Here is a 20,828-nt window from a genome sequence, read left to right as displayed (position 1 = left end):
ATCCACCCGCCGTCACGCCGGAACCAGGGGTCAATTGACATTGAAGCGCAGTCGAAGACTGCGCAGAGCGGTGAACACCCAGGGCCAGAGCAGGGCGCTGACCAGAGCCGGCAGCAAGAAGACCAGGGTCGGCGGGCGATTGCCGGCCAGCGCATTGAGCCAGAGCTGTACCAGTTGGGCCAGGCCGAAGACTACCAGCAGGACCAGGCTCTGTTGCCAGAGCGGAAACATGCGGACACGCTGCTGCAAGGTCAGCATCAGGAAGGCGATCAGCGTCAGGGTCAGGGCATGCTGTCCGAGCAGAACCCCATAGAGCACATCCATCGCCAGCCCCAGCAGCCAAGTCAGGGTCAGGCTGACCCGCTGCGGCACGGACAGAATCCAGTAGGTGATGAACATCGCCAGCCACAACGGCCGGCCGAGTTCCATGAAATCCGGCATGGGCGCCACGCTGAGCAACAGGCCCACCAGATAGCTGGCCCAGATCAGCCAACCGTTGTGCTCGCCCATTCAGCGTGCCCCACCCGCACTTGCCGGGGCCGGTCGTGCCGGCTGCGCCGGCGCGGGAGCCGGCGCAGCCTCCGCCGAGGGCTTCGCGTCCTGCTTCTTCGCCTGCTCGGCGAGCTGGCGATCGTGCGCCTCCTGCGCCTGGGCCGCCTCGCTGGCGCGCTGCTCCGGCGAGCGCGGATCGCTGAACACCATGAGCATGTAACGGGTACGATTGAGGGCCGCCGTGGGCACGGCGCGAACGATGGCGAACGGCTGTCCGGAATCGTGGATCACCTCGCTCACCACGGCCACCGGATAACCGGCGGGAAAGCGCTGGCCCATGCCGGAGCTGACCAGCAGGTCGCCTTCCTTGACGTCGGCGGTATCGGCGACATGGCGCAGTTCGAGACGCTCCGGATTGCCGGTGCCGACGGCGATGGCGCGCAGACCGTTGCGGTTGACCTGCACCGGAATGCTGTGGGTGGTATCGGTGAGCAGCAGCACCCGCGCCGAGTAGGGCATGACTTCCACTACCTGCCCCATCAAACCGCGGGCATCGAGCACCGGCTGGCCGAGAAACACCCCGTCGCGCTCGCCCTTGTCGATCAGGATGCGATGGGTGAAGGGATTAGGATCGACGCCGATCAGCTCGCCGACCAGCACCTTCTCGTCCACCAGCGCCGCGGAGTTGAGCAGTTCGCGCAGACGCACGTTCTGCTCGGTCAGCGCCGCCAGCTTCTGCAGGCGGCGTTGCATCAGCAGGGCCTCGGCCTTGAGCTTCTCGTTTTCCGCTAGCAGCTCGCTACGGCTGCTGAACTGCTGATTGACGCCATCCCAGATGCGCACCGGCAGATCGGCCAGCCAATAGAAAGGGGTCAGCACCAATCCCAGTTGGCTGCGTACCGGCTTGAGCGTGTCGAAACGGGCATCCACCACCATCAGCGTGGCGGCGAGCACCACCAGCACCAACAGACGCATCACGAGCGAAGGCCCTTTGCTGAAGAGCAGTTTGATAGCGGGTTCCTCGCGACTACACACCCAACCGCCTGTCACGCCCCCCGGGACACCGGAGGGCATCGCTTCCGGCGCGCACCCCGGAGCCCGGCCCGGCGGCTCACTCGGTGGAGAGCAGATCCATGCGGTGGCTGTCGATCATTTCCAGCGCCCGGCCGCAGCCGCGCGCCACACAGGTCAGCGGGTCCTCGGCGACGATCACCGGCAGTCCGGTTTCCTGGGCCAGCAGCTTGTCCAGATCGCGCAACAGGGCGCCCCCGCCGGTCAGTACCAGACCGCGCTCGGCGATGTCCGCGGCCAGCTCCGGCGGAGACTGCTCCAGGGCGCTCTTCACCGACTGCACGATGCTCGCCAGCGACTCCTGGATCGCATCCAGCACCTCGTTGGAATTGAGGGTGAAGCTGCGCGGCACGCCCTCGGCCAGATTGCGCCCGCGCACGTCGATCTCGCGCACCTCGCTGCCCGGCCAAGCGGCACCGATCTCCTGCTTGATGCGCTCGGCGGTCGCCTCGCCGATCAGACTGCCGTAGTTACGCCGCACATAGGTGACGATGGCTTCGTCGAAACGGTCGCCGCCGACCCGGACCGATTCGGCATAGACCACGCCGTTCAGCGAAATCAGGGCGATCTCGGTGGTGCCGCCGCCGATGTCCACCACCATCGAGCCATGCGCCTCGTCCACCGGCAGGCCGGCGCCGATGGCCGCGGCCATCGGCTCCTCGATCAGGAACACTTCGCGGGCACCGGCACCGAGGGCCGACTCGCGGATGGCCCGGCGCTCGACCTGGGTCGACTTGCAGGGCACGCAGATCAGCACGCGCGGACTGGGCTGCAGGAAACTGCTCTCGTGCACCTTGTTGATGAAATACTGCAGCATCTTTTCGCAAACGCTGAAATCGGCGATCACGCCATCCTTCATCGGACGGATCGCGGTGATGTTGCCCGGGGTTCGTCCCAACATGCGCTTGGCCTCGGTGCCAACCGCTACGACGCTCTTCTGGTTGCCGTGCGTGCGGATGGCGACCACGGACGGCTCGTTCAGAACGATGCCGCGCTCGCGCATATAGATGAGGGTGTTGGCAGTTCCCAGATCGATCGACAGATCGCTGGAAAACATGCCACGGAGTTTCTTGAACATTGACGGGAACCCTGAGGCGAAGCATGGGTAAAAAAGAGCGCAAACTCTAACAATGGCAGGGATTTTGGGCAAGGCGCCCACTGTGCTAAATTCCCCGTTTTCAGCAGCCCGCAAGGCCGGCGAGCACGGTCTTCGCCCCCTGTCCGTGCCCCGGTGCCCGGACTTTCCCCCAGCGGCCGGCTGCCCGTTTTTCTGGAGAATCCCGATGGCGCTTGAACGCTCCGACGTGGAAAAGATCGCTCACCTGGCCCGCCTGGGGCTGGACGACGCCGAGATTCCACGCACCACCCAGACCCTGAACGACATCCTCGGCCTGATCGACCGGATGCAGGCCGTCGACACTCATGGCATCGAGCCCCTGGCCCATCCCCTGGAAGCCACCCAGCGCCTGCGTCCGGACGAGGTCACCGAGACCGACCACCGCGACGCCTACCAGGCCATCGCCCCGGCCGTGGAGAACGGCCTGTATCTGGTTCCCAAGGTGATCGAGTGATGCATCGACTGACTCTGGCGCAAATCGCCCGCGGCCTGGCCGCCAAGGAATTCTCCTCCGTCGAGCTGAGCGAGGCCCTGCTGGCCCGCATTGCCGAACTCGACCCCGGGCTCAACAGCTTCATCACCGTCACCGCCGAGCAGGCCCTGGAGCAGGCCCGCGCCGCCGATGCGCGGCGCGCCGCCGGCGAGAGCGGCGCCCTGCTCGGCGCGCCGATCGCCCACAAGGACCTGTTCTGCACCAAGGGCGTGCGCACCAGTTGCGCCTCGAAGATCCTCGACGACTTCATCGCCCCCTACGACGCCACCGTGGTGGAGAGACTCGCCGCCGCCGGCTGCGTGAGCCTCGGCAAGCTGAACATGGACGAGTTCGCCATGGGCTCGGCCAGCGAATCCAGCCACTACGGCCCGGTGAGAAACCCCTGGAACACCGAATGCGTCCCCGGCGGCTCCTCCGGCGGCTCGGCCGCCGCGGTGGCGGCGCGGCTGGTCCCGGCGGCCACCGGCAGCGATACCGGCGGCTCGATCCGCCAGCCGGCGGCATTGACCAACCTCACCGGCCTCAAGCCCACCTACGGCCGCGTCTCGCGCTGGGGCATGATCGCCTACGCCTCCAGCCTCGACCAGGGCGGCCCGCTGGCGCGCAGCGCCGAGGACTGCGCCCTGCTGCTCTCCGCCATGGCCGGCTTCGACCCGAAGGACTCCACCTGCGTCGATCAGCCGGTGGACGATTACCTGGCCGCGTTGCACCGGCCGCTGGCCGGCCTGCGCATCGGCCTGCCGCGCGAATACTTCGGCGCCGGCCTCGATCCGCGCCTGTCCGATGCGGTGATGGCCTGCGTCGAGGAACTGAAGAAGCTCGGCGCCACGGTGAAGGAAATCGGCCTGCCCAGCATGCAGCATGCGATCCCCGCCTACTACGTGATCGCCCCGGCCGAGGCCTCCTCCAACCTGTCGCGCTTCGACGGCGTGCGCTTCGGCTACCGCTGCGAGAACCCGCAGAGCCTCGAGGACCTGTACAAGCGCTCGCGCGGCGAAGGCTTCGGCGCGGAAGTGAAGCGGCGCATCATGGTCGGCACCTACGCCCTCTCCGCCGGCTACTACGACGCCTACTACCTCAAGGCGCAAAAGATCCGCCGGCTGATCCGCAGCGACTTCATCGGCGCCTTCCAGGAGGTGGACCTGATCCTCGGCCCGACCACCCCGAACCCGGCGTGGAAGCTCGGCGAGAAGGGCGACGACCCGGTCGCCGCCTACCTCGAGGACATCTACACCATCACCGCCAACCTCGCCGGCATTCCCGGCCTGTCCATGCCGGCCGGCTTCGTCGACGGCCTGCCGGTGGGCGTGCAATTGCTCGCGCCCTACTTCCAGGAGAGCCGTCTGCTCAACGTCGCCCACCAGTACCAGCAGGCGACCGACTGGCACCAGCGGGCACCGGAAGGATATTGAGGCATCGCTCCGCAATGCGGCCGATGCTCCTCTCCCCGCCGGGGGAGAGGGTGGCCCGCAGGGCCGGGAGAGGGGCCGCATGCCACCAGATTCGAGGAACACACAGATGCAATGGGAAACCGTGATCGGGCTGGAAATCCACGCACAGCTCGCCACCCGCTCGAAGATCTTCTCCGGCAGCGCCACCGCCTTCGGCGCCGAGCCCAACACCCAGGCCAGCCTGATCGACCTCGGCATGCCCGGCACCCTGCCGGTGCTCAACGAGGAAACCGTGCGCATGGCGGTCCGCTTCGGCCTGGCCATCGAGGCGGAAATCGGCCACACCAACGTCTTCGCCCGCAAGAACTACTTCTACCCGGACCTGCCCAAGGGCTACCAGACCAGCCAGATGGACAAGCCCATCGTCGGCAAGGGCCACCTGGATATCACCCTGGAGGACGGCACGCTCAAGCGCATCGGCATCACCCGCGCGCATCTGGAGGAAGACGCCGGCAAGAGCCTGCACGAGGACTTCCACGGCATGACCGGCATCGACCTCAACCGCGCCGGCACGCCCCTGCTGGAAATCGTCTCCGAGCCGGACATCCGTTCGGCCAAGGAGGCGGTCGCCTACGTCAAGGCGATCCATGCGCTGGTCCGCTACCTCGGCATCTGCGACGGCAACATGGCCGAAGGTTCGCTACGCTGCGACTGCAACGTCTCGGTGCGACCCAGGGGCCAGGAAGCCTTCGGCACCCGCGCCGAGATCAAGAACGTCAACTCCTTCCGCTTCATCGAGAAGGCGATCAACCATGAGATCCAACGGCAGATCGAGCTGATCGAGGACGGCGGCAAGGTGATCCAGGAAACCCGCCTGTACGATCCGAACAAGGACGAGACGCGCTCCATGCGCGGCAAGGAGGAAGCCAACGATTACCGCTACTTCCCCTGTCCCGACCTGCTGCCGGTGGTGCTGGAGGACGGTTTCGTCGAGCGATTGCGCGAAACCCTGCCCGAGCTGCCCAACCAGAAACGCGAGCGTTTCCAGAGCCAGTACGGTCTGTCCGCCTACGATGCCAGCGTGCTGTCGGCCAGCCGCGAGATGGCCGAGTACTTCGAGGCGGTTTTCGAGGTCTGCGGCGATGCCAAGCTGGCGGCCAACTGGGTGATGGGCGAGTTGTCCAGCCTGCTCAACAAGGAAGGCCTGGAGATCGAGCGCTCGCCGGTATCCGCCGAACAGCTCGGCGGACTGATCCGGCGCATCCAGGACAACACCATCTCCGGCAAGATCGCCAAGATGGTCTTCGAGGCCCTGGCCGCCGATGAAGGCGCCAGCGCCGATGCGATCATCGAGCGGAAGGGCCTGAAGCAGGTCACCGACACCGGCGCCATCGAGAGCATGCTCGACGAGATGCTGGCCGCCAACGCCGCCCAGGTCGAACAGTACCGCGCCGCCGACGAGGCCAAGCGCGCCAAGATGTTCGGCTTCTTCGTCGGCCAGGCGATGAAGGCCTCCAAGGGCAAGGCCAACCCCGGCCAGGTCAACGAACTGCTGAAGAAGAAGCTCGAAGGCTGAGCCAGCGACAGCGCCGGGCCCAAGCCGGCGCTGCACTTCCCGGAGCTTCGATCATGCTGCGAACATTGCCACTCGCCCTCCTCCTCGCCCTGCTCGCCGGCTACCCTTCGGAGCGGCTCGAAGCCGCCCGCTACAGCGCCGAGGGCATGGCCTCCTACTATGCCAGCCACCACCACGGCAAGCGCACCGCCAGTGGCGAGCCCGTGGATCGCAACACCCTCACGGCCGCCCACCGCACCCTGCCGCTCGGCAGCCGGGTGCGGGTGACCAGCCTGAGTACCCGCCGCAGCGTGGTGGTGCGCATCAACGACCGCGGCCCCCACACCCACGGACGGATCATCGACCTGTCCTACAAGGCCGCCCGGCAGTTGGAGATACTGCATGCCGGCGTGGCCCTGGTGCGTCTGGAACTGCTCGACAACTGAGGGAATGACCGCCTGGGACGGACCCCGAATGAATCCTCTGACCTTCATCTGCCTGATCGCCGGCCTGGCCCTGCTGATCGCCGGCGCCGAAGCCCTGGTCCGCGGCGCCGCACGCCTGGCCGCCCGCTTCGGCATTCCGCCGCTGATCATCGGCCTGACCGTGGTGGCCTTTGGCACCAGCGCCCCGGAAATGGCCGTCAGCGTGCGATCAGCCAGCGGCGGACAGGGCGATATCGCGGTCGGCAACGCCATCGGCAGCAACATCTTCAACGTGCTGATGATCCTCGGCCTGTCCGCACTGGTCATTCCGTTGCGGGTTTCGCGTCAACTGATCCGTTTCGACGTACCCGTCATGATCGGCGTCAGCCTGCTGGCCTGGCTGCTGGCCATCGACCGCGAGTACGGCCGTCCGGATGGAGCGCTGCTGTTCGCCGGCATTCTCGCCTACATCGCCTTTCAGGTGCGCAGCGGCCTGAATGCCGGAACCAGCGGCGACGGCAACGAATTCGAGACGGAGTTCGGCAGGAAGCCCGAGGGACGCCTCGCCCTGCCTGGCCACCTGGCGCTCGTCGCCCTCGGCCTGGCCATGCTGGTCTGGGGCTCCGACCTGCTGATCGATGCCACGGTGACCCTGGCCCGAGCGCTCGGCCTGTCCGAACTGGCGATAGGCCTGACCATGGTCGCCGCCGGAACCTCGCTGCCGGAACTGGCCACGTCGCTGGTGGCCGCCATCAAGGGCGAGCGCGATATCGCCGTGGGCAATATCGTCGGCAGCAATATCTTCAACCTGCTCGCGGTCCTCGGCCTGGCCGCGCTGGTCTCGCCCGCCCCGATCGAGGTATCGCCCAACGCCCTGGCCTTCGACTACCCGGTGATGATCGCGGCGGCGGCGGCCTGCCTGCCGATCTTCCTCACTGGCTACCGCATCGGCCGCTGGGAGGGGTTGCTGTTCTTCGGCTACTACCTGGCCTACGGCGCCTACCAGGTACTGTTCGCCAGCGGCGCTTCCGCCGTAGACCTGCTGCACGACGCCCTGGCCTGGTACGCCCTGCCGCTGACCGCCGTGACGCTGCTGGTCATCGCCGTCCGCGGATGGCGGCAGCGAGGCTGAGGGCGCAGCTCAGATCCAGCCGAGCCACTGCAGGATGAAAATACCGATATTGGTGGTCACCGCGGCCAACAGCGTGGTGATCACCACTATCCCGCCCGCCAACTGATGATTGCCGCCTACCGCCTTGGCCATGACGAAGCTGGCCGCGGCGGTCGGGCTCGCGAAATAAAGGAAGAGCACGCCCAGTTCGGCACCACGGAAACCGCACAGCCAGGCGCCGAGCGTCTCCAGCAGCGGTAGCCAGACCATCTTCAGCAGACTGGCGCCAAGCGCCATGCCGCCGCTTTCGCGCAGGGCGGCGAGGGAAATGGTGCCGCCGATGCAGATCAGCGCCAGCGGCATGGTCATCTGCGCGAAATAGTCGCCGGAGGTGAGCAGCCAGGCCGGCAGGCCGACATGCCAGTAGGCGAACGGGATCGCCACCAGCACGCCGATGATCAGCGGGTTGCCGAGAATGCTCTTGGCGAGGCTCCAGGGATCGGTCCGGGCGGTCGGACTGTAGAACGCCAGCACTACCGATGCGAGCGTGTTGTAGACCAGGATCACCGCCCCGGCCAGCACCCCGCCGAGGGACAGACCGTAATCGCCGTACATGCTGGTGGCCAGGGCCAGGCCGACGATGCCGTTGTTGCCGCGAAACGCGCCCTGCACATAGACGCCGCGATCGGGACGCGGGCAACGCCACAGCGACCAAGCCCAGGCGATCAGGAAGCCGGCGATGGAGGCCAGGGTGAAATAGCCGAGCAGCGCCGGTTGCAACGCCGCATCCAGATCGGCCTGCAGGATCGCGAGGAACAGCATGGTCGGCATGGTGCCCTTGAACACCAGCGTCGACGCCGTGTCGATGAAGGCGATGTCGATCCAGCCGAGGCGCCGCAACAGTACGCCGAGAAACAGCATGGCGAATACCGGTGCGGTGATGCCCAGGGTTTGCGAGAACAGCGCGAACATGTGAAAAGTCCGAAAAATAATAGGCACCTATCATAACGGCATATCTCCCGCCGCGAGGCGGGATGCCGAGGCACGCCGCCCGGATGGCCCGGCCGGGCCGGAACCACGAGTTGCCGTCCCGGCACATCCGCTCCCGACGGCACCGGAATGATCGAAAAACGGGCAGTTCGACAAAGGGCTGCGGAGCCATGCTTAAAGACACCGTAACAAACCAGTGATAAATCAATATCCATCTGAAAAACCACAAGTGTTTTACGGGCAAATATTCAGGCACAGACATCTTGTCGCCACGGCCCGCCTATCGCCGTTCAAAACCAATCCGTCGTTTGACTTGGTGGTTGATGGAGAAAAAATGGAAAAGCATTGGTGCAGACTCGAACGAGAGGGCAACATCGGCATTGACTTCATAATCAACCCATACCTTTATAAAGAAATTGCCGACTTTCTCTGCGAAAACCCGGAATCGAAGATCGTCGATTTCGGTGCGGGCACGAACATGCTGGCGATTCAATTCATGTATGGAAACTCGCCAGACATCCCAGCCCTGGAGTCGATAAAAAACATCGCTCAGGCGAGAAAGAACATCGACAGCTTCATCGGCCTGGAAGGCTCCGAACAGTTGGTCGCAAAGGCCAGAGAACAGCTTGGCGAACTGGGACATCCGGGCAATATCGACATTCGCCACTTCGAGGTGAGGCACGGACGGAGAAAACCTTTCGGCGACTCGTCCATTGCCCTGGCCATTTCGCGAAACTTCGTCATGCACCTGGAAAAGAGCGATCTGGAATACCATGTCTCGGAAATTTCCAGAATTCTGAAAAGCGATGGAAAGTCCATCATCGCCTTTCTGAACCCGAGCTATGAACAAAAGAAACACCTCGACCTGAGCCCGCACAACAAACCGCTGCAGACCAACGAGAAATACTCATTCGTCCATGGCTCCCACGGAGAGCATGGAGTATTCGCCCATTACTGGAAGGACATCGATACCTACGAAAAGATCTTCGACAAACACCTGAAGATAATAAACCGGGTCGAGTGCTTCCCCATCACCGACAGATTCAGGGAAAAATACCACCGTTATTATCAGAAGGACTTACCAATGGCCCTGGTATACGTTCTGGCGAAGCGGCAAGGCCCCAACCATGAATCGCTCCTGCCGCCCGGCCGCCAATCCGCGCGATACATTGCAGGCGATACCGTCATGAGATGATCGGGCAGCGACTCCGGGAGCCCGACGCTCCAGGGCGATCGCATGGAGTCATCCGCTCGACAGTGGACTGGCAAAACCCATGTGCCAATTCGTTCCGGCGCGGTCTTCGGCACCGTTGCACGAGCCGCTGGCCGGGAGGCCGGACACTCCGCTTTCGGGCTCCCGCCAGTCACTTTCCCTTCGCTCGCGCGAACGAATGAAACAACCGAGAGAACGCGCGTCCGGCATCCGGGTCTGGCCTGCGGCCGCTCGCATCGAGCCGATGCCCGATGCGAAAGACCATGGCGCCAGGCCCTCAGCGGCGGACCGGACGCTTCTGCAGCTTGCGCTGCAATGTACGCCGGTGCATACCCAGGGCGCGGGCGGTGGCGGAGATGTTGCCGTCGTTCTCGCTGAGCACGCGCTGGATGTGCTCCCACTGCAGGCGATCCACCGACATGGGGTTGTCCGGCACCAGGCTGTTCAGGTCGACGTGCTCGGAAAGCAGCGCGGTGAGCACGTCGTCGGCGTCGGCCGGCTTGCACAGGTAGTTGCAGGCGCCACGCTTGATCGCCTCCACGGCGGTGGCGATGCTCGAGTAACCGGTGAGGATCAGCACGCGCATCTCGCTGTCCAGTTCGAGCAGCTTCGGCAGCAGCACCAGCCCCGAGTCGCCCTCCATCTTGAGATCCAGCACGGCATAGTCCGGCACGTCCTGAAGCGCCAGCTCCAACCCCTCCTCGGCCGAACTGGCACAACTCACCCGGAAGCCACGGCGGGTCATGGCCCGCATCATGACCCGGGTGAAGGTCGTGTCGTCGTCCACCAGCAGCAGGTGCGGCTGCTGTTCTTCTCCCTCGATCGGATGCTCACTCATAGTAGTCTCCTGGCCCCAGGCGCGGCAGCCGCAGCTCGGTCAGCGTACCGCCCTCCTCGTGATTGTAGAGTTTCACCGAGCCGCCGGCGCGAGTCACGCTGGCCTGGCTCAGAAACAGGCCGAGGCCGAAGCCCTTGCCCTTGGTGGTGAAGAAAGGCTTGCCCAGTTGCTCGGCGATCGCCAGCGGCACGCCTTCGCCATGGTTGCGGATGCTGATGCACAACTCCTCGACGTCCCAGTCGAGGTAGATGTCCAGGTCGTCCGGACAGGCATCGGCGGCGTTGTTGAGCAGGTTGAGCAGCGACTGGGTCAGGTCCGGCGACGGCGCCAGGCGCGGCATGGAACCCGTGCCGAGGATCTCGTAGCGATAGCTCGCTTCCGGGCGCATCAGGTGCCAGCGATTGAGCGCCGTCTCCAGCCAGGCCGCCGCGCTCTGCTCCTGGACCGTCTGCATGCGATCCGCCTCGGCGGCGCGCACCAGTTGCTGCAGGGTGTCCTTGCACAGCTTCACCTGTTCCTGGAGCACCGCCAGATCCTCCTGCAGCAGCGGATCGTCGTGCTCCTGGCGCAGTTCGGTGATCAGCACGCTCATCGTCGCCAGCGGCGTGCCCAGCTCATGGGCGGCGCCGGCCGCCTGGGTAGCCACCGCCAGCAGTTGCTGGTCGCGCATGCCCTCCTCGCGGCGCGTGGCCTGGAACTCCTCCTGACGACGCAGTTCGCCGGCCATCCGCCCGACGAAGAAGGTGATCAACGCCGCCGCCAGGGCGAAGCTCAGCCACATGCCGTAGATCAGCAGGGTGACGCGATGCTCCGGCGGCAGGGTAGTCGGGTTGTACCAGAAGACCAGCAGGGTGTAGGCCACGAACGCCAGGCCGGCGAGCATCACCGTGTGCCGCCTGGGCAGGGTCGCCGCGGCGATGGTCAGCGGCACCAGGTAATAGGAAACGAAGGGGTTGGTCGGACCGCCGGTGAAATACAGCAGCAGGCTGTGGATGATCAGATCGCAAGCCAGATGGCCGGCGTATTCCAGATCGGTCACCGGCCACGACATGGTCAGGCGCAGAGCGGTTCCCAGGCAAAGCATGGCCGACAGGCTGAGGGTGAAAGCGAGCGCCAGCCAGGGCAACGGCATCAGATCGGTGAGATAGGCGAGCCCGACCGAACCGGCCTGGGCGGCCAGCACGAGGACACGGATCAGGATGAGCCGACGGAGGTTGTGGCGGCTGGCCGACAGCATTTGAACGGGTGCGAGCATAGGAATGGCTTGTCATGGGGCCCCGGGAGCGCGCGGCCAGTATACCCAAAAGCCCGCCACCAGCCGGGCCGAATGCGGCAACCGGACGCAGGCGGGGCTGCAAAAACTGGACTACGCCGGTAGAGTCTGGCTCGACACCCAACGGACACGTTCCCGGCCCACACAAGGATTTCCCCATGCTCCGCCGTCTTCGCCCCGCCATTCCCCTCGTCCTCGCCGCTCTGGCCAGCCTGCCGGCACTGGCCGAGGACAGTTCCCGCTACAACCGAATCTCCCTGCACGCCGAGGCGAGCCGGGAGATCGCCCACGACCTGATGCGGGTGACCCTCTACGCCGAAGCCCAGCACAAGGACCCCGGCCAGTTGGCCGGCGACATCACCCGCACCCTCAACGGCGCGGTGGAGCGCGCACGCCAGGTGGCGGGGGTGAAGGTCAGCCTCGGCAACCGCAACAGCTATCCGGTCTACGAAGACCAGGGCCGGCGGATCGTCGCCTGGCGCGAGCGCGCCGAGCTGCGCCTGGAAAGCGCCGACTTCGCAGCCCTTTCCCAACTGAGCGCCGACCTGCTCGGCGAACTGAGGATCGCCGACATGCGCTTCGCCATCGCCGACGCCACACGCAAGAAGGGCGAGGACGCACTGCTGCAGGACGCCGTGCAGGCCTTCGGCGAGCGCGCCCAGCTCGCCACCCGGGCGCTCGGCGGCAGCGGCTACAAGCTGGTCAGCCTGAACCTCGGCAGCAGCGGCGTGGTCCCGCCCCCCTTCGCCCGCGTGGCGATGGCGAAGACCCTGGACCACGAGGCGGGCGCGCCGGCGCCGGAGATCGAGGCCGGCAGCAGCCAGGTGAGCGTCAGCGCCGACGGCGTGATCGAGGTGCAGATGCCCTGAGGCAGCCGCCATCATGATGCTCCGACGCCCGACCGCCCTCCTGCTCGCCGGCCTGCTCGCCGGCGCCGTCCAGGCCGCGCCGAGCAGCCTGGTGGTCTGTACCGAGGGCAGCCCGGAAGGCTTCGACATCGTCCAGTACACCGCCGCCGTCAGCGCCGACGCCTCGGCGGAGACGGTGTTCGACCGCCTGCTGCGCTTCGCTCCCGGCGGCAGCGAACTGCTCCCCGCCCTCGCCGAGCGCTGGGAGGTGTCCGCCGACGGCCTCGAATACACTTTCCACCTGCGCCGCGGCGTGAAATTCCAGCGCACGCCCTGGTTCATGCCGAGCCGCGAATTCAACGCCGACGACGTGATCTGGAGCTTCCGGCGGCAGATCGATCCCGCGCATCCCTGGCACAAACTGTCGCCGCGCGGTTTCCCCTATGCCGAATCGATGGCCGTGGGCGAGCTGATAGAACGCATCGAGCGCCTCGATGAGCACCGCGTGCGCTTCGTCCTGCGCCACCCGGAGGCGCCCTTCCTGGCCAACCTGGCGATGGGCTTCGCCTCCATCTACCCGGCCGAATACGCCGATCGACTGCTGGCCGCCGGCACCCCGGAGCGCCTCAACAGCCAGCCGGCGGGCAGCGGCCCCTTCATCTTCGAACGCTACGAGAAGGACGCCCAGGTGCGCTTCCGGCGTAACCCGGACTACTGGGACGGCGCGCCGGCCATCGAGCGGCTGATCTTCGCCATCACCCCCGAGCCCAACGTGCGGGTGCAGAAGCTCAAGGCCGGCGACTGCCAGATCGCCCTCTACCCGCGCCCGGTGGACCTGCCCGGCCTGCGCCGGGACGTGCGCATCCAGGTGCTGGAGGACGAACCGCTGCTGACCGCCTACATCGGCATCAACACCCGTCATCCGCCGCTCGACGACGTGCGGGTGCGCCAGGCGCTCAACCTCGCCTTCGACAAGTCCGCCTACCTGCGCGCCCAGTACGGCGAGGGCGGCGCCAGCCCGGCGGTGGCACCCTACCCGCCGAGCCTGTGGGGCTCCGACCCGACGCTCGCCGGCTGGCCCCACGACCCGGCGCGAGCCCGCGCCCTGCTGGCCGAAGCCGGACACGCCCAAGGCCTGAAGCTGAGTATCTGGACCCGTCCCGGCGGCGGCCCGACCAACCCCAACCCCGGCATCGGCGCCCAGTTGCTGCAGGCCGACCTGGCCGCCATCGGCATCCGGGCGGAAATCCGCGTGCTGGAATGGGGCGAGCTGATCAAGCGGGCGAAGAACGGCGAGCACGACCTGGTGTTCATGGGCTGGGCCGGCGATAACGGCGACCCGGACAACTTCCTGACCCCCAATCTGTCCTGCGCCGCGGCCGCCTCGGGCGAAAACCAGGCCGGCTGGTGCGACGAGCGCTTCGACGCCCTGTTGCGCGAGGCGCGCCGCACCACCGACCAGGCGCAACGCACCGCGCTCTACCGCCAGGCCCTGGCGATCTTCCACGAACAGGCGCCCTGGATTCCCCTGGCCCATCCCCGCGAGTTCGCCGCCGTGCGCCGCGACGTCGAGGGCTTCGTGATCAGCCCGCTGGGCACCAACAACTTCGCCGGCGTGCGTCGCGCCCCGGCCAACGCTCCGGAGTGAGCCCCGCGCATGTTGTCCTTCCTCGCCCGCCGTCTCGGCTTGCTGATCCCCACCTTCCTCGGCGTGACCCTGCTGACCTTCGCCCTGATCCGCCTGATCCCCGGCGACCCGGTGGAGGTGATGATGGGCGAGCGCCGCCTCGACCCGCAGATGCATGCCGAGGCCATGCACCGGCTCGGCCTCGACCGGCCGCTGCACGAGCAGTACCTGAGCTACCTCGGCCAACTGGCCCGGGGCGATCTCGGCCAGTCGCTGCGCACCCGCGAAAGCGTCTGGAACGAGTTCGCCGGGCTGTTTCCGGCCACCGTCGAACTGGCCCTCGCCGCCCTGCTGCTGGCCGGCGTCCTCGGCCTGCTCGCCGGCACCCTGGCGGCGCTGAAGCGCGGTTCCATCCTCGACCACGGCACCATGGGCCTGGCGCTGACCGGCTACTCGATGCCGATCTTCTGGTGGGCGCTGGTGCTGATCATGTTCTTTTCCGTGGAACTCGGCTGGACACCGGTCTCCGGGCGCCTCGACCTGCTCTACGACGTACCGCCGGTGACCGGCTTCATGCTCGTCGACACGCTGCTCAGCGACGAGCGGGGCGCCTTCCTCGACGCCCTGCGCCACCTGATCCTGCCGGCCATCGTGCTCGGCACCATCCCGCTGGCGGTGATCGCCCGCATGACCCGCTCGGCGATGCTCGAAGTGCTGCGCGAGGACTACATCCGTGCCGCCCGCGCCCGTGGTCTGTCGCCGGCGCGTCTGGTGTTCGTGCACGCGCTGCGCAACGCCCTGGTCCCGGTGCTCACGGTGTTCGGCCTGCAGGTCGGCTCGCTGCTCTCCGGCGCGGTGCTCACCGAAACCCTGTTCTCCTGGCCGGGCATCGGCAAGTGGCTGATCGAGGCCATCGGCGCCCGCGACTATCCGGTGGTGCAGAATGGCATCCTGCTGATCGCCGCGCTGGTCATCCTGGTCAACTTCGTCGTGGACATCCTCTATGGCCTGGCCAACCCACGCATCCGTCACCGGCAATGAGGGCCCGTCGATGAATACCTCCTCCCTCGCCAGCGAACCGGCCTGGCCCTCGCCCTTGCGCGACTTCTGCCGAGCCTTCGCGCGCAACCGTGGCGCCTTCGCCGCCCTGCTGTTCCTCGCCCTGCTCGCTCTCTGCGCGCTGCTGGCGCCCTGGCTCGCGCCCTTCGACCCCGCCGCCCAGCACCGCGACTTCCTGCTCACCCCGCCGGCCTGGCTGGAGGGCGGCGAGACGCGCTTTCCGCTCGGTACCGACGAACTGGGCCGCGACCTGCTCTCGCGACTGATCCATGGCGCGCGCCTGTCGCTCTCGATCGGCCTGGCCTCGGTGGCGCTGTCGCTGCTGCCCGGCGTGCTGCTCGGCCTCTGCGCCGGCTTCTTCCCGCGCCTGCTCGGCCCTTCGATCATGCGCCTGATGGACATCATGCTGGCGCTGCCCGCCCTGCTGCTGGCGGTGGCGGTGGTCGCCGTGCTCGGTCCGGGACTGCTCAACACCGTGCTGGCGATCGCCATCGTCTCGCTGCCCGCCTATGTGCGCCTGACCCGCGCGGCGGTACTCGGCGAGATCCACCGCGACTACGTCACCGCCGCGAAGCTGGCCGGCGCCGGACGGCTGCGCCTGATGTTCGTCGCGGTGCTGCCGAACTGTCTGGCGCCCTTGATCGTCCAGGCTACCCTGGGCTTCTCCGCGGCCATCCTGGATGCCGCCGCGCTGGGTTTTCTCGGCCTCGGCGTGCAGCCGCCGAGCCCGGAATGGGGCAGCATGCTGGCCGCGGCGCGGGATTACATCGAACGCGCCTGGTGGGTGGTGACCCTGCCGGGCCTGGCCATCCTCTCGAGCGTGCTGGCGATCAATCTGGTCGGCGACGGCCTGCGCGACGCGCTGGACCCGAAGCTGAAGAACCTGGCCTGAGGAACGCACCATGAGCCTGCTGGAAATCGACAACCTCAGCGTGCGCTACGGCCCCGCCGGCGCCCCGCCGGTGGTGGACGGCCTCGACCTGCGCCTGGAGGCCGGCGAGGTGCTGGCCATCGTCGGCGAGTCCGGCTCCGGCAAGTCGCAGGCCATGCTCGCCCTGCTCGGCCTGATCGATCCGCCCGGCCGGGTCGCCGCCGGGCGCCTGCGCTTCGCCGGTCACGACCTGCTCGCCCTCGGCGAACGCCAGCGGCGCCGGCTGCTCGGCAAGGAGCTGGCGATGGTCTTCCAGGACCCGCTGGCCGCCCTCGACCCCAGCTACCGGATCGGCTTCCAGCTCGAGGAAGTGCTGCGCCAGCACCTCGGCCTGCGCGGTCGCGAGGCCCGCCGGCGCGCCCTGGAGCTGCTCGAACAGGTCGAGATCCCGGCCGCCGCCAGCCGTCTGGAGGCCTACCCGCATCAGCTCTCCGGCGGCATGGCCCAGCGCGTGGCCATCGCCCTGGCGATCGCCGCCGGGCCGCGCCTGCTGATCGCCGACGAACCGACCACCGCCCTCGACGTGACCATCCAGGCGCAGATCCTCGAACTGCTGCTGAACCTGCAGCGCGAGCGCGGCATGGCCCTGCTGCTGATCAGCCACGACCTCGCCGTGGTCGCCGAATGCGCCAGCCGGGTCTGCGTGATGTACGCCGGCCAGGCGGTCGAGGTCGGCGAACTGCCCGGCCTGTTCGACGCCCCGGCGCATCCCTATACCGAGGCGCTGCTCGCCGCGCTGCCCGAGGCCGGTACCGCGCGCCGCCCGCTGCGCGGCCTGCCGGGAAGCGTCCCCGGCCATCACGACCGCCCCGCCGGCTGCCTGCTGGCGCCGCGCTGCGCCTATGCGCAGGACGACTGCCGCGCCCTTCGGCCAGCGCTGGAAGCCAGGCGCCGAAGCCTGGCGCGCTGCTTCCACCCGCGCAACCAGGAGAGTCCATGAATCCGGTGCTGATCGCCCGCGACCTGACCCGTCACTACCGTGTCTCCCGCGGCCCGTTCCGTCCCGCGGCCAACGTCCAGGCGCTGAACGGCCTGTCCTTCGAGCTCGAGGCCGGCGAGACCCTGGCGGTGGTCGGCGAGTCCGGCTGCGGCAAGTCGACCCTGGCCCGCGCCCTGACCCTGGTCGAGGAGCCGACCGCCGGCTCGCTGCGGATCGCCGGCCGGGACGTCGCCGCTACCGATCACCGGCTGCTGCGCCGCGACGTGCAGATGGTCTTCCAGAACCCCTACGCCTCGCTCAACCCGCGCCGGCGGATCGGCGACCAGTTGGCCGAACCGCTGGCCATCAACACCGACCTTTCCGGCGCCGAGCGACGCGCCAGGGTGCTGGCGATGCTTGACCAGGTCGGCCTGCGCGCCGAGCACTATGCACGCTACCCGCACATGTTCTCCGGCGGCCAGCGCCAGCGTATCGCCATCGCCCGGGCGATGATGCTGCGTCCCAAGGTGCTGGTCGCCGACGAGCCGACCTCGGCGCTCGATGTGTCGGTACAGGCCCAGGTGCTCAACCTGTTCCTGGAACTGCAGCGGCAATTCGGCACCGCCTACGTGTTCATCTCCCACAACCTGGCGGTGGTGCGCCACGTCGCCGACCGCCTGCTGGTGATGTACCTCGGCCGGTCCATGGAGCTCGGTCCCGCCGAAAGGATCTACCGGAAGCCGCTGCACCCCTACACCCAGGCCCTGCTCGCCGCCACGCCGACCCTGCATCCCGAGCCGGGCCGCCAGCGCGTCCGCCTCGCCGGCGAGCCGCCCGACCCGCTGGAGCCGCCGTCCGGCTGCGTGTTCCATCCGCGCTGCCTATATGCGACGGAGCGTTGTCGGGTAGAGGTGCCGGCGCTGCGGGAGGTCGATGGCCGGAAAGTGGCTTGTCATTATGCGGAGCGGTTCGTGTAGGGCGGGTTGGTGCAGCGTAACCCGCCGGTATGCCGGGGGGGCCGGCCCATTTTCCGCGCTCATGACATCGCGCTTTCCTCGCGAAAGTGAGGCCACGAAAACCGGCAAGCGCTCAGCGTCCGAAGAACCGATAGAACTCCCGAATATCCTCCTGCATCCCCCCCAGCTTCACCCGCTCGAAACGCACCTCCCGGTGCGCCGGGCACTGCGCCAGCAAGCCCAGGTCCAGCGGATGCACCCAACCGAGGATGGGATAGCCGCCCATGGTCTGTCGGTCGGCCATCAGCACGATCGGCTGGCCGTCCGGCGGCACCTGGATGGCGCCCGCGGTCACTCCCAGCGACCACTGCCTGGCCGGTGCCCGCAGGGGCTCGCCGGAAAGGCGCGTCCCCATGCGGTCGGACTGCGGACTGAGGCGCCAGGGCCGGGCGAAGAAACGCTGGCGATCAGCCACGCTGAAATCCCCGGCATCGCCGCCGAGCATCACCCGCAGGCAGGGCTCGGCCCGGTAGTCCGGCACGAAGCGCCAGGGCACGCTGGCGGCGCCGGGCAGGACGACCGGCACGCAGGGCAGGAAGTCCCCGGCGCACAGCGGCCGGCCGTCGCCGTGCAGGCCGCCGAGCCCCTCGCGCTCCTGGGTCGCCACGCTGCCCAGCACGGGAGCGGCGCGAAAGCCTCCCGCCACCGCCAGGTAGGCGCGCTGGCCGCTGCGCGCGAAACCGAGGCTCAGACGCTGCCCGGCGCGCAGGGCGAAGCGCGACCAGTTCGGCCGTGGCGCGCCGTCCAGGCGGATATCCAGTTCGGCGCCGCAGAGCGCCACCCAAGTGTCGAGCGCGCTTTCCAGCTCCATGCCGCCCAGGGCGATTTCCACCAGCGGCGTGCCCCGGGGATTGTCCAGCAGTCGGTTCGCCCAGGCCGCCGCCTGGATGTCCAGAGGGCCCGCGGGAGACACGCCGAGGTGCTGCCAGCCCAGCCGGCCGGCATCCTGCAACAGGCTGAACGGCCCGGGGCGAATCACCGCGAGGCCCGTCACGGCGCACCGCCCTCGGCGCGAAAGGCCGCTTCGTCGATGGCCAGGAAACGCACCCGGTCGCCCACCGCCAGCGCGCAGGGCGGCTCGGCCTGGGCGTCGAACAGGCGCCACGGACAACGCCCGATCAGGTGCCAGCCCCCCGGCGAAGTCTGGGGATAGATCGCCGTCTGCCGCTCGGCGATGGCCAGCGAGCCGCCCGGTACCCGGGTGCGCGGCGTGCGCCGGCGCGGCAGGGACAGGCGCGCGTCCAGTTCGCCGAGGTAGGCGAAGCCCGGGGCGAAGCCGATGGCGCCGACCCGGTACTCCACGCCGCTGTGCAGGGCGATCAGCTCGGCCTCGCTCAGGGCGCAGGCGCGGGCCACCTCGGCCAGGTCCTCGCCGGCATACCAGACGGGGATCTCGTGCAGATGCCCGCTGCGGGAAGGCTGCGCCTGCACGCACCAGTCCTCGAGCAGGGGCAACAGGCGCCTGCTGAGCTGCAGATGATCGGTCCGCAGCAGATCGTAATGCAGCAGCAGGGTGGTCCAACCGGGCACCAGATCGACGACCAGCGGCCCCAGTTCGAGCTGGATCAGATCGGCCAGGGCGGCGATGCGCAGCGGCAGGCCGGCGTCCGGCTGGTCGGCCAGGACCAGCAGCAGGGCTTCGGGGCCGGCGGGTTCGAGGCGCATCAGAGAGCGTCGAGCGCCGCGCGCAGGCGGCGCAGCACGGCCAGCGACTCGGCGTTGTCGCCGTGCACGCAGAGGCTGTCGGCGCGCAGGCGCAGCGGCTTGCCGTCGAGGTCCGGGAAAGGCTCGCCGCGGGCGATGGCCAAAGCCTGGACGAGGATGCGCTCGGGGTCCGTGTGCAGCGCTCCGTCCAGGCGGCGCGGCGCCAGCCGGCCGTCGGACAGGTAGGCGCGGTCGGCGAAGGCCTCGAACAGCAGCGGCACCCCGGCGGCCTCGGCGAGCCGCCGCTCGCGGGCGTTGTCGGCCAGCGCCAGGACCATCAGCGGCAGACCCGGACGGAAGGCCGCGCAGGCCTCCAGCACGGCGCCGAGCAGTTCGTCGTCGAGCACCAGATCGTTGTACAGCGCGCCATGCGGCTTGACGTAGTCGACGCGGGTGCCGGCGGCGCGGCAGAAGGCCTCGAGCGCGCCGAGCTGATAGAGCACCAGGGCGCGCACCTCGTCGGGCGAGCAGTCCAGGTGGCGGCGACCGAAGCCGGCCAGGTCCGGGTAGGCCGGGTGCGCGCCGATGCTCGCCCCGTGGCGCACCGCCAGGGCCACGCTGCGCTGCATGGTCAGGGGGTCGGCGGCATGGAAGCCGCAGGCCAGATTGGCCTGGTCGATCAGCGGCATGGCGAGCGCGTCGTTGCCCATTTTCCAGACGCCGAAGCTCTCGCCCATGTCGCAGTTGAGAAGGATGCGGGTAGCGGTTTTCATCGCGCTAGCTTGGAGCCTCCGCCGCTCTGTCGCAAGCCTGCG

At 67.9% G+C, this 20,828-nt stretch carries 21 protein-coding genes; 12 read left to right on the top strand and 9 right to left on the bottom strand.

The genetic code is table 11. The annotated features are described in order from the left end of the window. Positions 1–30: 30 nt before the first annotated feature. From mreD to AVCA_RS05695, 3 genes are read right to left on the bottom strand one after another with little or no spacing between them, the layout of a single operon-like run. On the bottom strand, positions 31–510 hold the full coding sequence (mreD, locus tag AVCA_RS05705; protein WP_012699913.1) for a rod shape-determining protein MreD: 480 nt from the start codon (positions 508–510) through the stop codon (positions 31–33). Continuing rightward, positions 511–1,566, bottom strand: a complete 1,056-nt coding sequence (gene mreC, locus AVCA_RS05700; protein WP_072432528.1) for a rod shape-determining protein MreC — start codon at positions 1,564–1,566, stop codon at positions 511–513. It abuts the gene before it with no gap. A 37-nt stretch (positions 1,567–1,603) separates the two neighbouring features. After that, the gene (locus AVCA_RS05695) at positions 1,604–2,641 is read right to left on the bottom strand and encodes a rod shape-determining protein (protein ID WP_012699911.1); all 1,038 of its coding nucleotides are present in this window, start codon (positions 2,639–2,641) and stop codon (positions 1,604–1,606) included. A 205-nt stretch (positions 2,642–2,846) separates the two neighbouring features. On the opposite strand from AVCA_RS05695, the gene gatC reads away from it, so the two are divergent. The 5 genes from gatC to AVCA_RS05670 all read left to right on the top strand — a co-directional run bounded on the left by gatC (position 2,847) and on the right by AVCA_RS05670 (position 7,676). Further along, positions 2,847–3,134 (top strand): Asp-tRNA(Asn)/Glu-tRNA(Gln) amidotransferase subunit GatC, encoded by a 288-nt coding sequence (gatC, locus tag AVCA_RS05690; RefSeq protein ID WP_012699910.1) that lies wholly within the window; start codon positions 2,847–2,849, stop codon positions 3,132–3,134. Then, the gene (gene gatA, locus AVCA_RS05685) at positions 3,134–4,585 is read left to right on the top strand and encodes an Asp-tRNA(Asn)/Glu-tRNA(Gln) amidotransferase subunit GatA (RefSeq protein WP_012699909.1); all 1,452 of its coding nucleotides are present in this window, start codon (positions 3,134–3,136) and stop codon (positions 4,583–4,585) included. The genes gatC and gatA overlap by 1 nt, the downstream gene beginning before the upstream one ends. Before the next feature lie 106 nt (positions 4,586–4,691). Further along, entirely contained in the window at positions 4,692–6,140 is a 1,449-nt protein-coding gene (gatB, locus tag AVCA_RS05680; RefSeq protein WP_012699908.1) for an Asp-tRNA(Asn)/Glu-tRNA(Gln) amidotransferase subunit GatB, read from the top strand. A gap of 53 nt (positions 6,141–6,193) precedes the next feature. Continuing rightward, the gene (locus AVCA_RS05675) at positions 6,194–6,565 is read left to right on the top strand and encodes a septal ring lytic transglycosylase RlpA family protein (RefSeq protein ID WP_012699907.1); all 372 of its coding nucleotides are present in this window, start codon (positions 6,194–6,196) and stop codon (positions 6,563–6,565) included. Between the two features lie 28 nt (positions 6,566–6,593). Next, a complete protein-coding gene (locus tag AVCA_RS05670; protein WP_175555903.1) occupies positions 6,594–7,676 on the top strand; it encodes a calcium/sodium antiporter in 1,083 nt (360 codons plus the stop codon). A gap of 9 nt (positions 7,677–7,685) precedes the next feature. On the opposite strand, the gene AVCA_RS05665 is transcribed toward AVCA_RS05670, so the two are convergent. Next, positions 7,686–8,627, bottom strand: coding sequence for an AEC family transporter (locus AVCA_RS05665; protein ID WP_012699905.1), 942 nt, complete (start codon positions 8,625–8,627; stop codon positions 7,686–7,688). Positions 8,628–8,979: 352 nt separating this feature from the next. Between AVCA_RS05665 and AVCA_RS05660 the strand changes: the two genes are divergently transcribed. Continuing rightward, entirely contained in the window at positions 8,980–9,840 is an 861-nt protein-coding gene (locus tag AVCA_RS05660; protein ID WP_236616353.1) for a class I SAM-dependent methyltransferase, read from the top strand. A gap of 295 nt (positions 9,841–10,135) precedes the next feature. Here AVCA_RS05660 and AVCA_RS05655 read toward each other — a convergent pair whose 3' ends face one another. Together AVCA_RS05655 and AVCA_RS05650 are read right to left on the bottom strand one after the other, a co-directional pair. After that, on the bottom strand, positions 10,136–10,696 hold the full coding sequence (locus tag AVCA_RS05655) for a response regulator transcription factor (protein ID WP_012699903.1): 561 nt from the start codon (positions 10,694–10,696) through the stop codon (positions 10,136–10,138). Then, a complete protein-coding gene (locus tag AVCA_RS05650; RefSeq protein ID WP_041806992.1) occupies positions 10,689–11,951 on the bottom strand; it encodes an ATP-binding protein in 1,263 nt (420 codons plus the stop codon). Before AVCA_RS05650 ends, AVCA_RS05655 begins: the two co-directional genes overlap by 8 nt. A gap of 176 nt (positions 11,952–12,127) precedes the next feature. Between AVCA_RS05650 and AVCA_RS05645 the strand changes: the two genes are divergently transcribed. The 6 genes from AVCA_RS05645 to AVCA_RS05620 are packed head-to-tail and all read left to right on the top strand — an operon-like array spanning position 12,128 to position 18,330. Then, positions 12,128–12,838 carry an SIMPL domain-containing protein gene (locus tag AVCA_RS05645; protein WP_012699900.1) on the top strand — a complete coding sequence of 237 codons (711 nt, stop codon included), beginning with the start codon at positions 12,128–12,130 and terminating at the stop codon, positions 12,836–12,838. A 13-nt stretch (positions 12,839–12,851) separates the two neighbouring features. Continuing rightward, positions 12,852–14,465 carry an ABC transporter substrate-binding protein gene (locus AVCA_RS05640; RefSeq protein WP_012699899.1) on the top strand — a complete coding sequence of 538 codons (1,614 nt, stop codon included), beginning with the start codon at positions 12,852–12,854 and terminating at the stop codon, positions 14,463–14,465. Positions 14,466–14,474: 9 nt separating this feature from the next. Then, positions 14,475–15,485 (top strand): ABC transporter permease subunit, encoded by a 1,011-nt coding sequence (locus AVCA_RS05635; protein ID WP_012699898.1) that lies wholly within the window; start codon positions 14,475–14,477, stop codon positions 15,483–15,485. 10 nt (positions 15,486–15,495) lie between these two features. Continuing rightward, positions 15,496–16,395, top strand: a complete 900-nt coding sequence (locus AVCA_RS05630; protein ID WP_012699897.1) for an ABC transporter permease subunit — start codon at positions 15,496–15,498, stop codon at positions 16,393–16,395. Positions 16,396–16,405: 10 nt separating this feature from the next. Beyond that, complete coding sequence (locus AVCA_RS05625; protein ID WP_012699896.1) at positions 16,406–17,374, top strand: ABC transporter ATP-binding protein; 969 nt, start codon at positions 16,406–16,408, stop codon at positions 17,372–17,374. Continuing rightward, the gene (locus AVCA_RS05620; protein WP_012699895.1) at positions 17,371–18,330 is read left to right on the top strand and encodes a dipeptide ABC transporter ATP-binding protein; all 960 of its coding nucleotides are present in this window, start codon (positions 17,371–17,373) and stop codon (positions 18,328–18,330) included. The genes AVCA_RS05625 and AVCA_RS05620 overlap by 4 nt, the downstream gene beginning before the upstream one ends. Positions 18,331–18,442: 112 nt before the next feature. Here the strand turns inward: AVCA_RS05620 and AVCA_RS05615 are convergent, their stop codons facing one another. The 3 genes from AVCA_RS05615 to AVCA_RS05605 are packed head-to-tail and all read right to left on the bottom strand — an operon-like array spanning position 18,443 to position 20,786. Continuing rightward, on the bottom strand, positions 18,443–19,363 hold the full coding sequence (locus tag AVCA_RS05615; protein WP_236616352.1) for a 5-oxoprolinase subunit C family protein: 921 nt from the start codon (positions 19,361–19,363) through the stop codon (positions 18,443–18,445). Continuing rightward, positions 19,360–20,034 carry a 5-oxoprolinase subunit PxpB gene (gene pxpB, locus AVCA_RS05610; protein WP_012699893.1) on the bottom strand — a complete coding sequence of 225 codons (675 nt, stop codon included), beginning with the start codon at positions 20,032–20,034 and terminating at the stop codon, positions 19,360–19,362. The genes AVCA_RS05615 and pxpB overlap by 4 nt, the downstream gene beginning before the upstream one ends. Further along, positions 20,034–20,786: a 5-oxoprolinase subunit PxpA gene (locus tag AVCA_RS05605; RefSeq protein WP_012699892.1), complete on the bottom strand. Its 753-nt coding sequence runs from the start codon at positions 20,784–20,786 to the stop codon at positions 20,034–20,036. Before AVCA_RS05605 ends, pxpB begins: the two co-directional genes overlap by 1 nt. Between the last annotated feature and the right edge of the window lie 42 nt (positions 20,787–20,828).

Source organism: Azotobacter vinelandii CA, assembly GCF_000380335.1.
Lineage (GTDB): Bacteria > Pseudomonadota > Gammaproteobacteria > Pseudomonadales > Pseudomonadaceae > Azotobacter > Azotobacter vinelandii.
Note: the sequence above shows the minus strand (reverse complement) of the source record. Positions and strands in the feature narration are given on the sequence as shown.

What these genes read in the sequence shown, in the direction of transcription:
- mreD (WP_012699913.1), bottom strand. Translation starts at nt 510, where the DNA reads ATGGGCGAGCACAACGGTTGGCTGATCTGGGCCAGCTATCTGGTGGGC.
- mreC (WP_072432528.1), bottom strand. Translation starts at nt 1,566, where the DNA reads ATGCCCTCCGGTGTCCCGGGGGGCGTGACAGGCGGTTGGGTGTGTAGT.
- AVCA_RS05695 (WP_012699911.1), bottom strand. Translation starts at nt 2,641, where the DNA reads ATGTTCAAGAAACTCCGTGGCATGTTTTCCAGCGATCTGTCGATCGAT.
- gatC (WP_012699910.1), top strand. Translation starts at nt 2,847, where the DNA reads ATGGCGCTTGAACGCTCCGACGTGGAAAAGATCGCTCACCTGGCCCGC.
- gatA (WP_012699909.1), top strand. Translation starts at nt 3,134, where the DNA reads ATGCATCGACTGACTCTGGCGCAAATCGCCCGCGGCCTGGCCGCCAAG.
- gatB (WP_012699908.1), top strand. Translation starts at nt 4,692, where the DNA reads ATGCAATGGGAAACCGTGATCGGGCTGGAAATCCACGCACAGCTCGCC.
- AVCA_RS05675 (WP_012699907.1), top strand. Translation starts at nt 6,194, where the DNA reads ATGCTGCGAACATTGCCACTCGCCCTCCTCCTCGCCCTGCTCGCCGGC.
- AVCA_RS05670 (WP_175555903.1), top strand. Translation starts at nt 6,594, where the DNA reads ATGAATCCTCTGACCTTCATCTGCCTGATCGCCGGCCTGGCCCTGCTG.
- AVCA_RS05665 (WP_012699905.1), bottom strand. Translation starts at nt 8,627, where the DNA reads ATGTTCGCGCTGTTCTCGCAAACCCTGGGCATCACCGCACCGGTATTC.
- AVCA_RS05660 (WP_236616353.1), top strand. Translation starts at nt 8,980, where the DNA reads ATGGAAAAGCATTGGTGCAGACTCGAACGAGAGGGCAACATCGGCATT.
- AVCA_RS05655 (WP_012699903.1), bottom strand. Translation starts at nt 10,696, where the DNA reads ATGAGTGAGCATCCGATCGAGGGAGAAGAACAGCAGCCGCACCTGCTG.
- AVCA_RS05650 (WP_041806992.1), bottom strand. Translation starts at nt 11,951, where the DNA reads ATGCTCGCACCCGTTCAAATGCTGTCGGCCAGCCGCCACAACCTCCGT.
- AVCA_RS05645 (WP_012699900.1), top strand. Translation starts at nt 12,128, where the DNA reads ATGCTCCGCCGTCTTCGCCCCGCCATTCCCCTCGTCCTCGCCGCTCTG.
- AVCA_RS05640 (WP_012699899.1), top strand. Translation starts at nt 12,852, where the DNA reads ATGATGCTCCGACGCCCGACCGCCCTCCTGCTCGCCGGCCTGCTCGCC.
- AVCA_RS05635 (WP_012699898.1), top strand. Translation starts at nt 14,475, where the DNA reads ATGTTGTCCTTCCTCGCCCGCCGTCTCGGCTTGCTGATCCCCACCTTC.
- AVCA_RS05630 (WP_012699897.1), top strand. Translation starts at nt 15,496, where the DNA reads ATGAATACCTCCTCCCTCGCCAGCGAACCGGCCTGGCCCTCGCCCTTG.
- AVCA_RS05625 (WP_012699896.1), top strand. Translation starts at nt 16,406, where the DNA reads ATGAGCCTGCTGGAAATCGACAACCTCAGCGTGCGCTACGGCCCCGCC.
- AVCA_RS05620 (WP_012699895.1), top strand. Translation starts at nt 17,371, where the DNA reads ATGAATCCGGTGCTGATCGCCCGCGACCTGACCCGTCACTACCGTGTC.
- pxpB (WP_012699893.1), bottom strand. Translation starts at nt 20,034, where the DNA reads ATGCGCCTCGAACCCGCCGGCCCCGAAGCCCTGCTGCTGGTCCTGGCC.
- AVCA_RS05605 (WP_012699892.1), bottom strand. Translation starts at nt 20,786, where the DNA reads ATGAAAACCGCTACCCGCATCCTTCTCAACTGCGACATGGGCGAGAGC.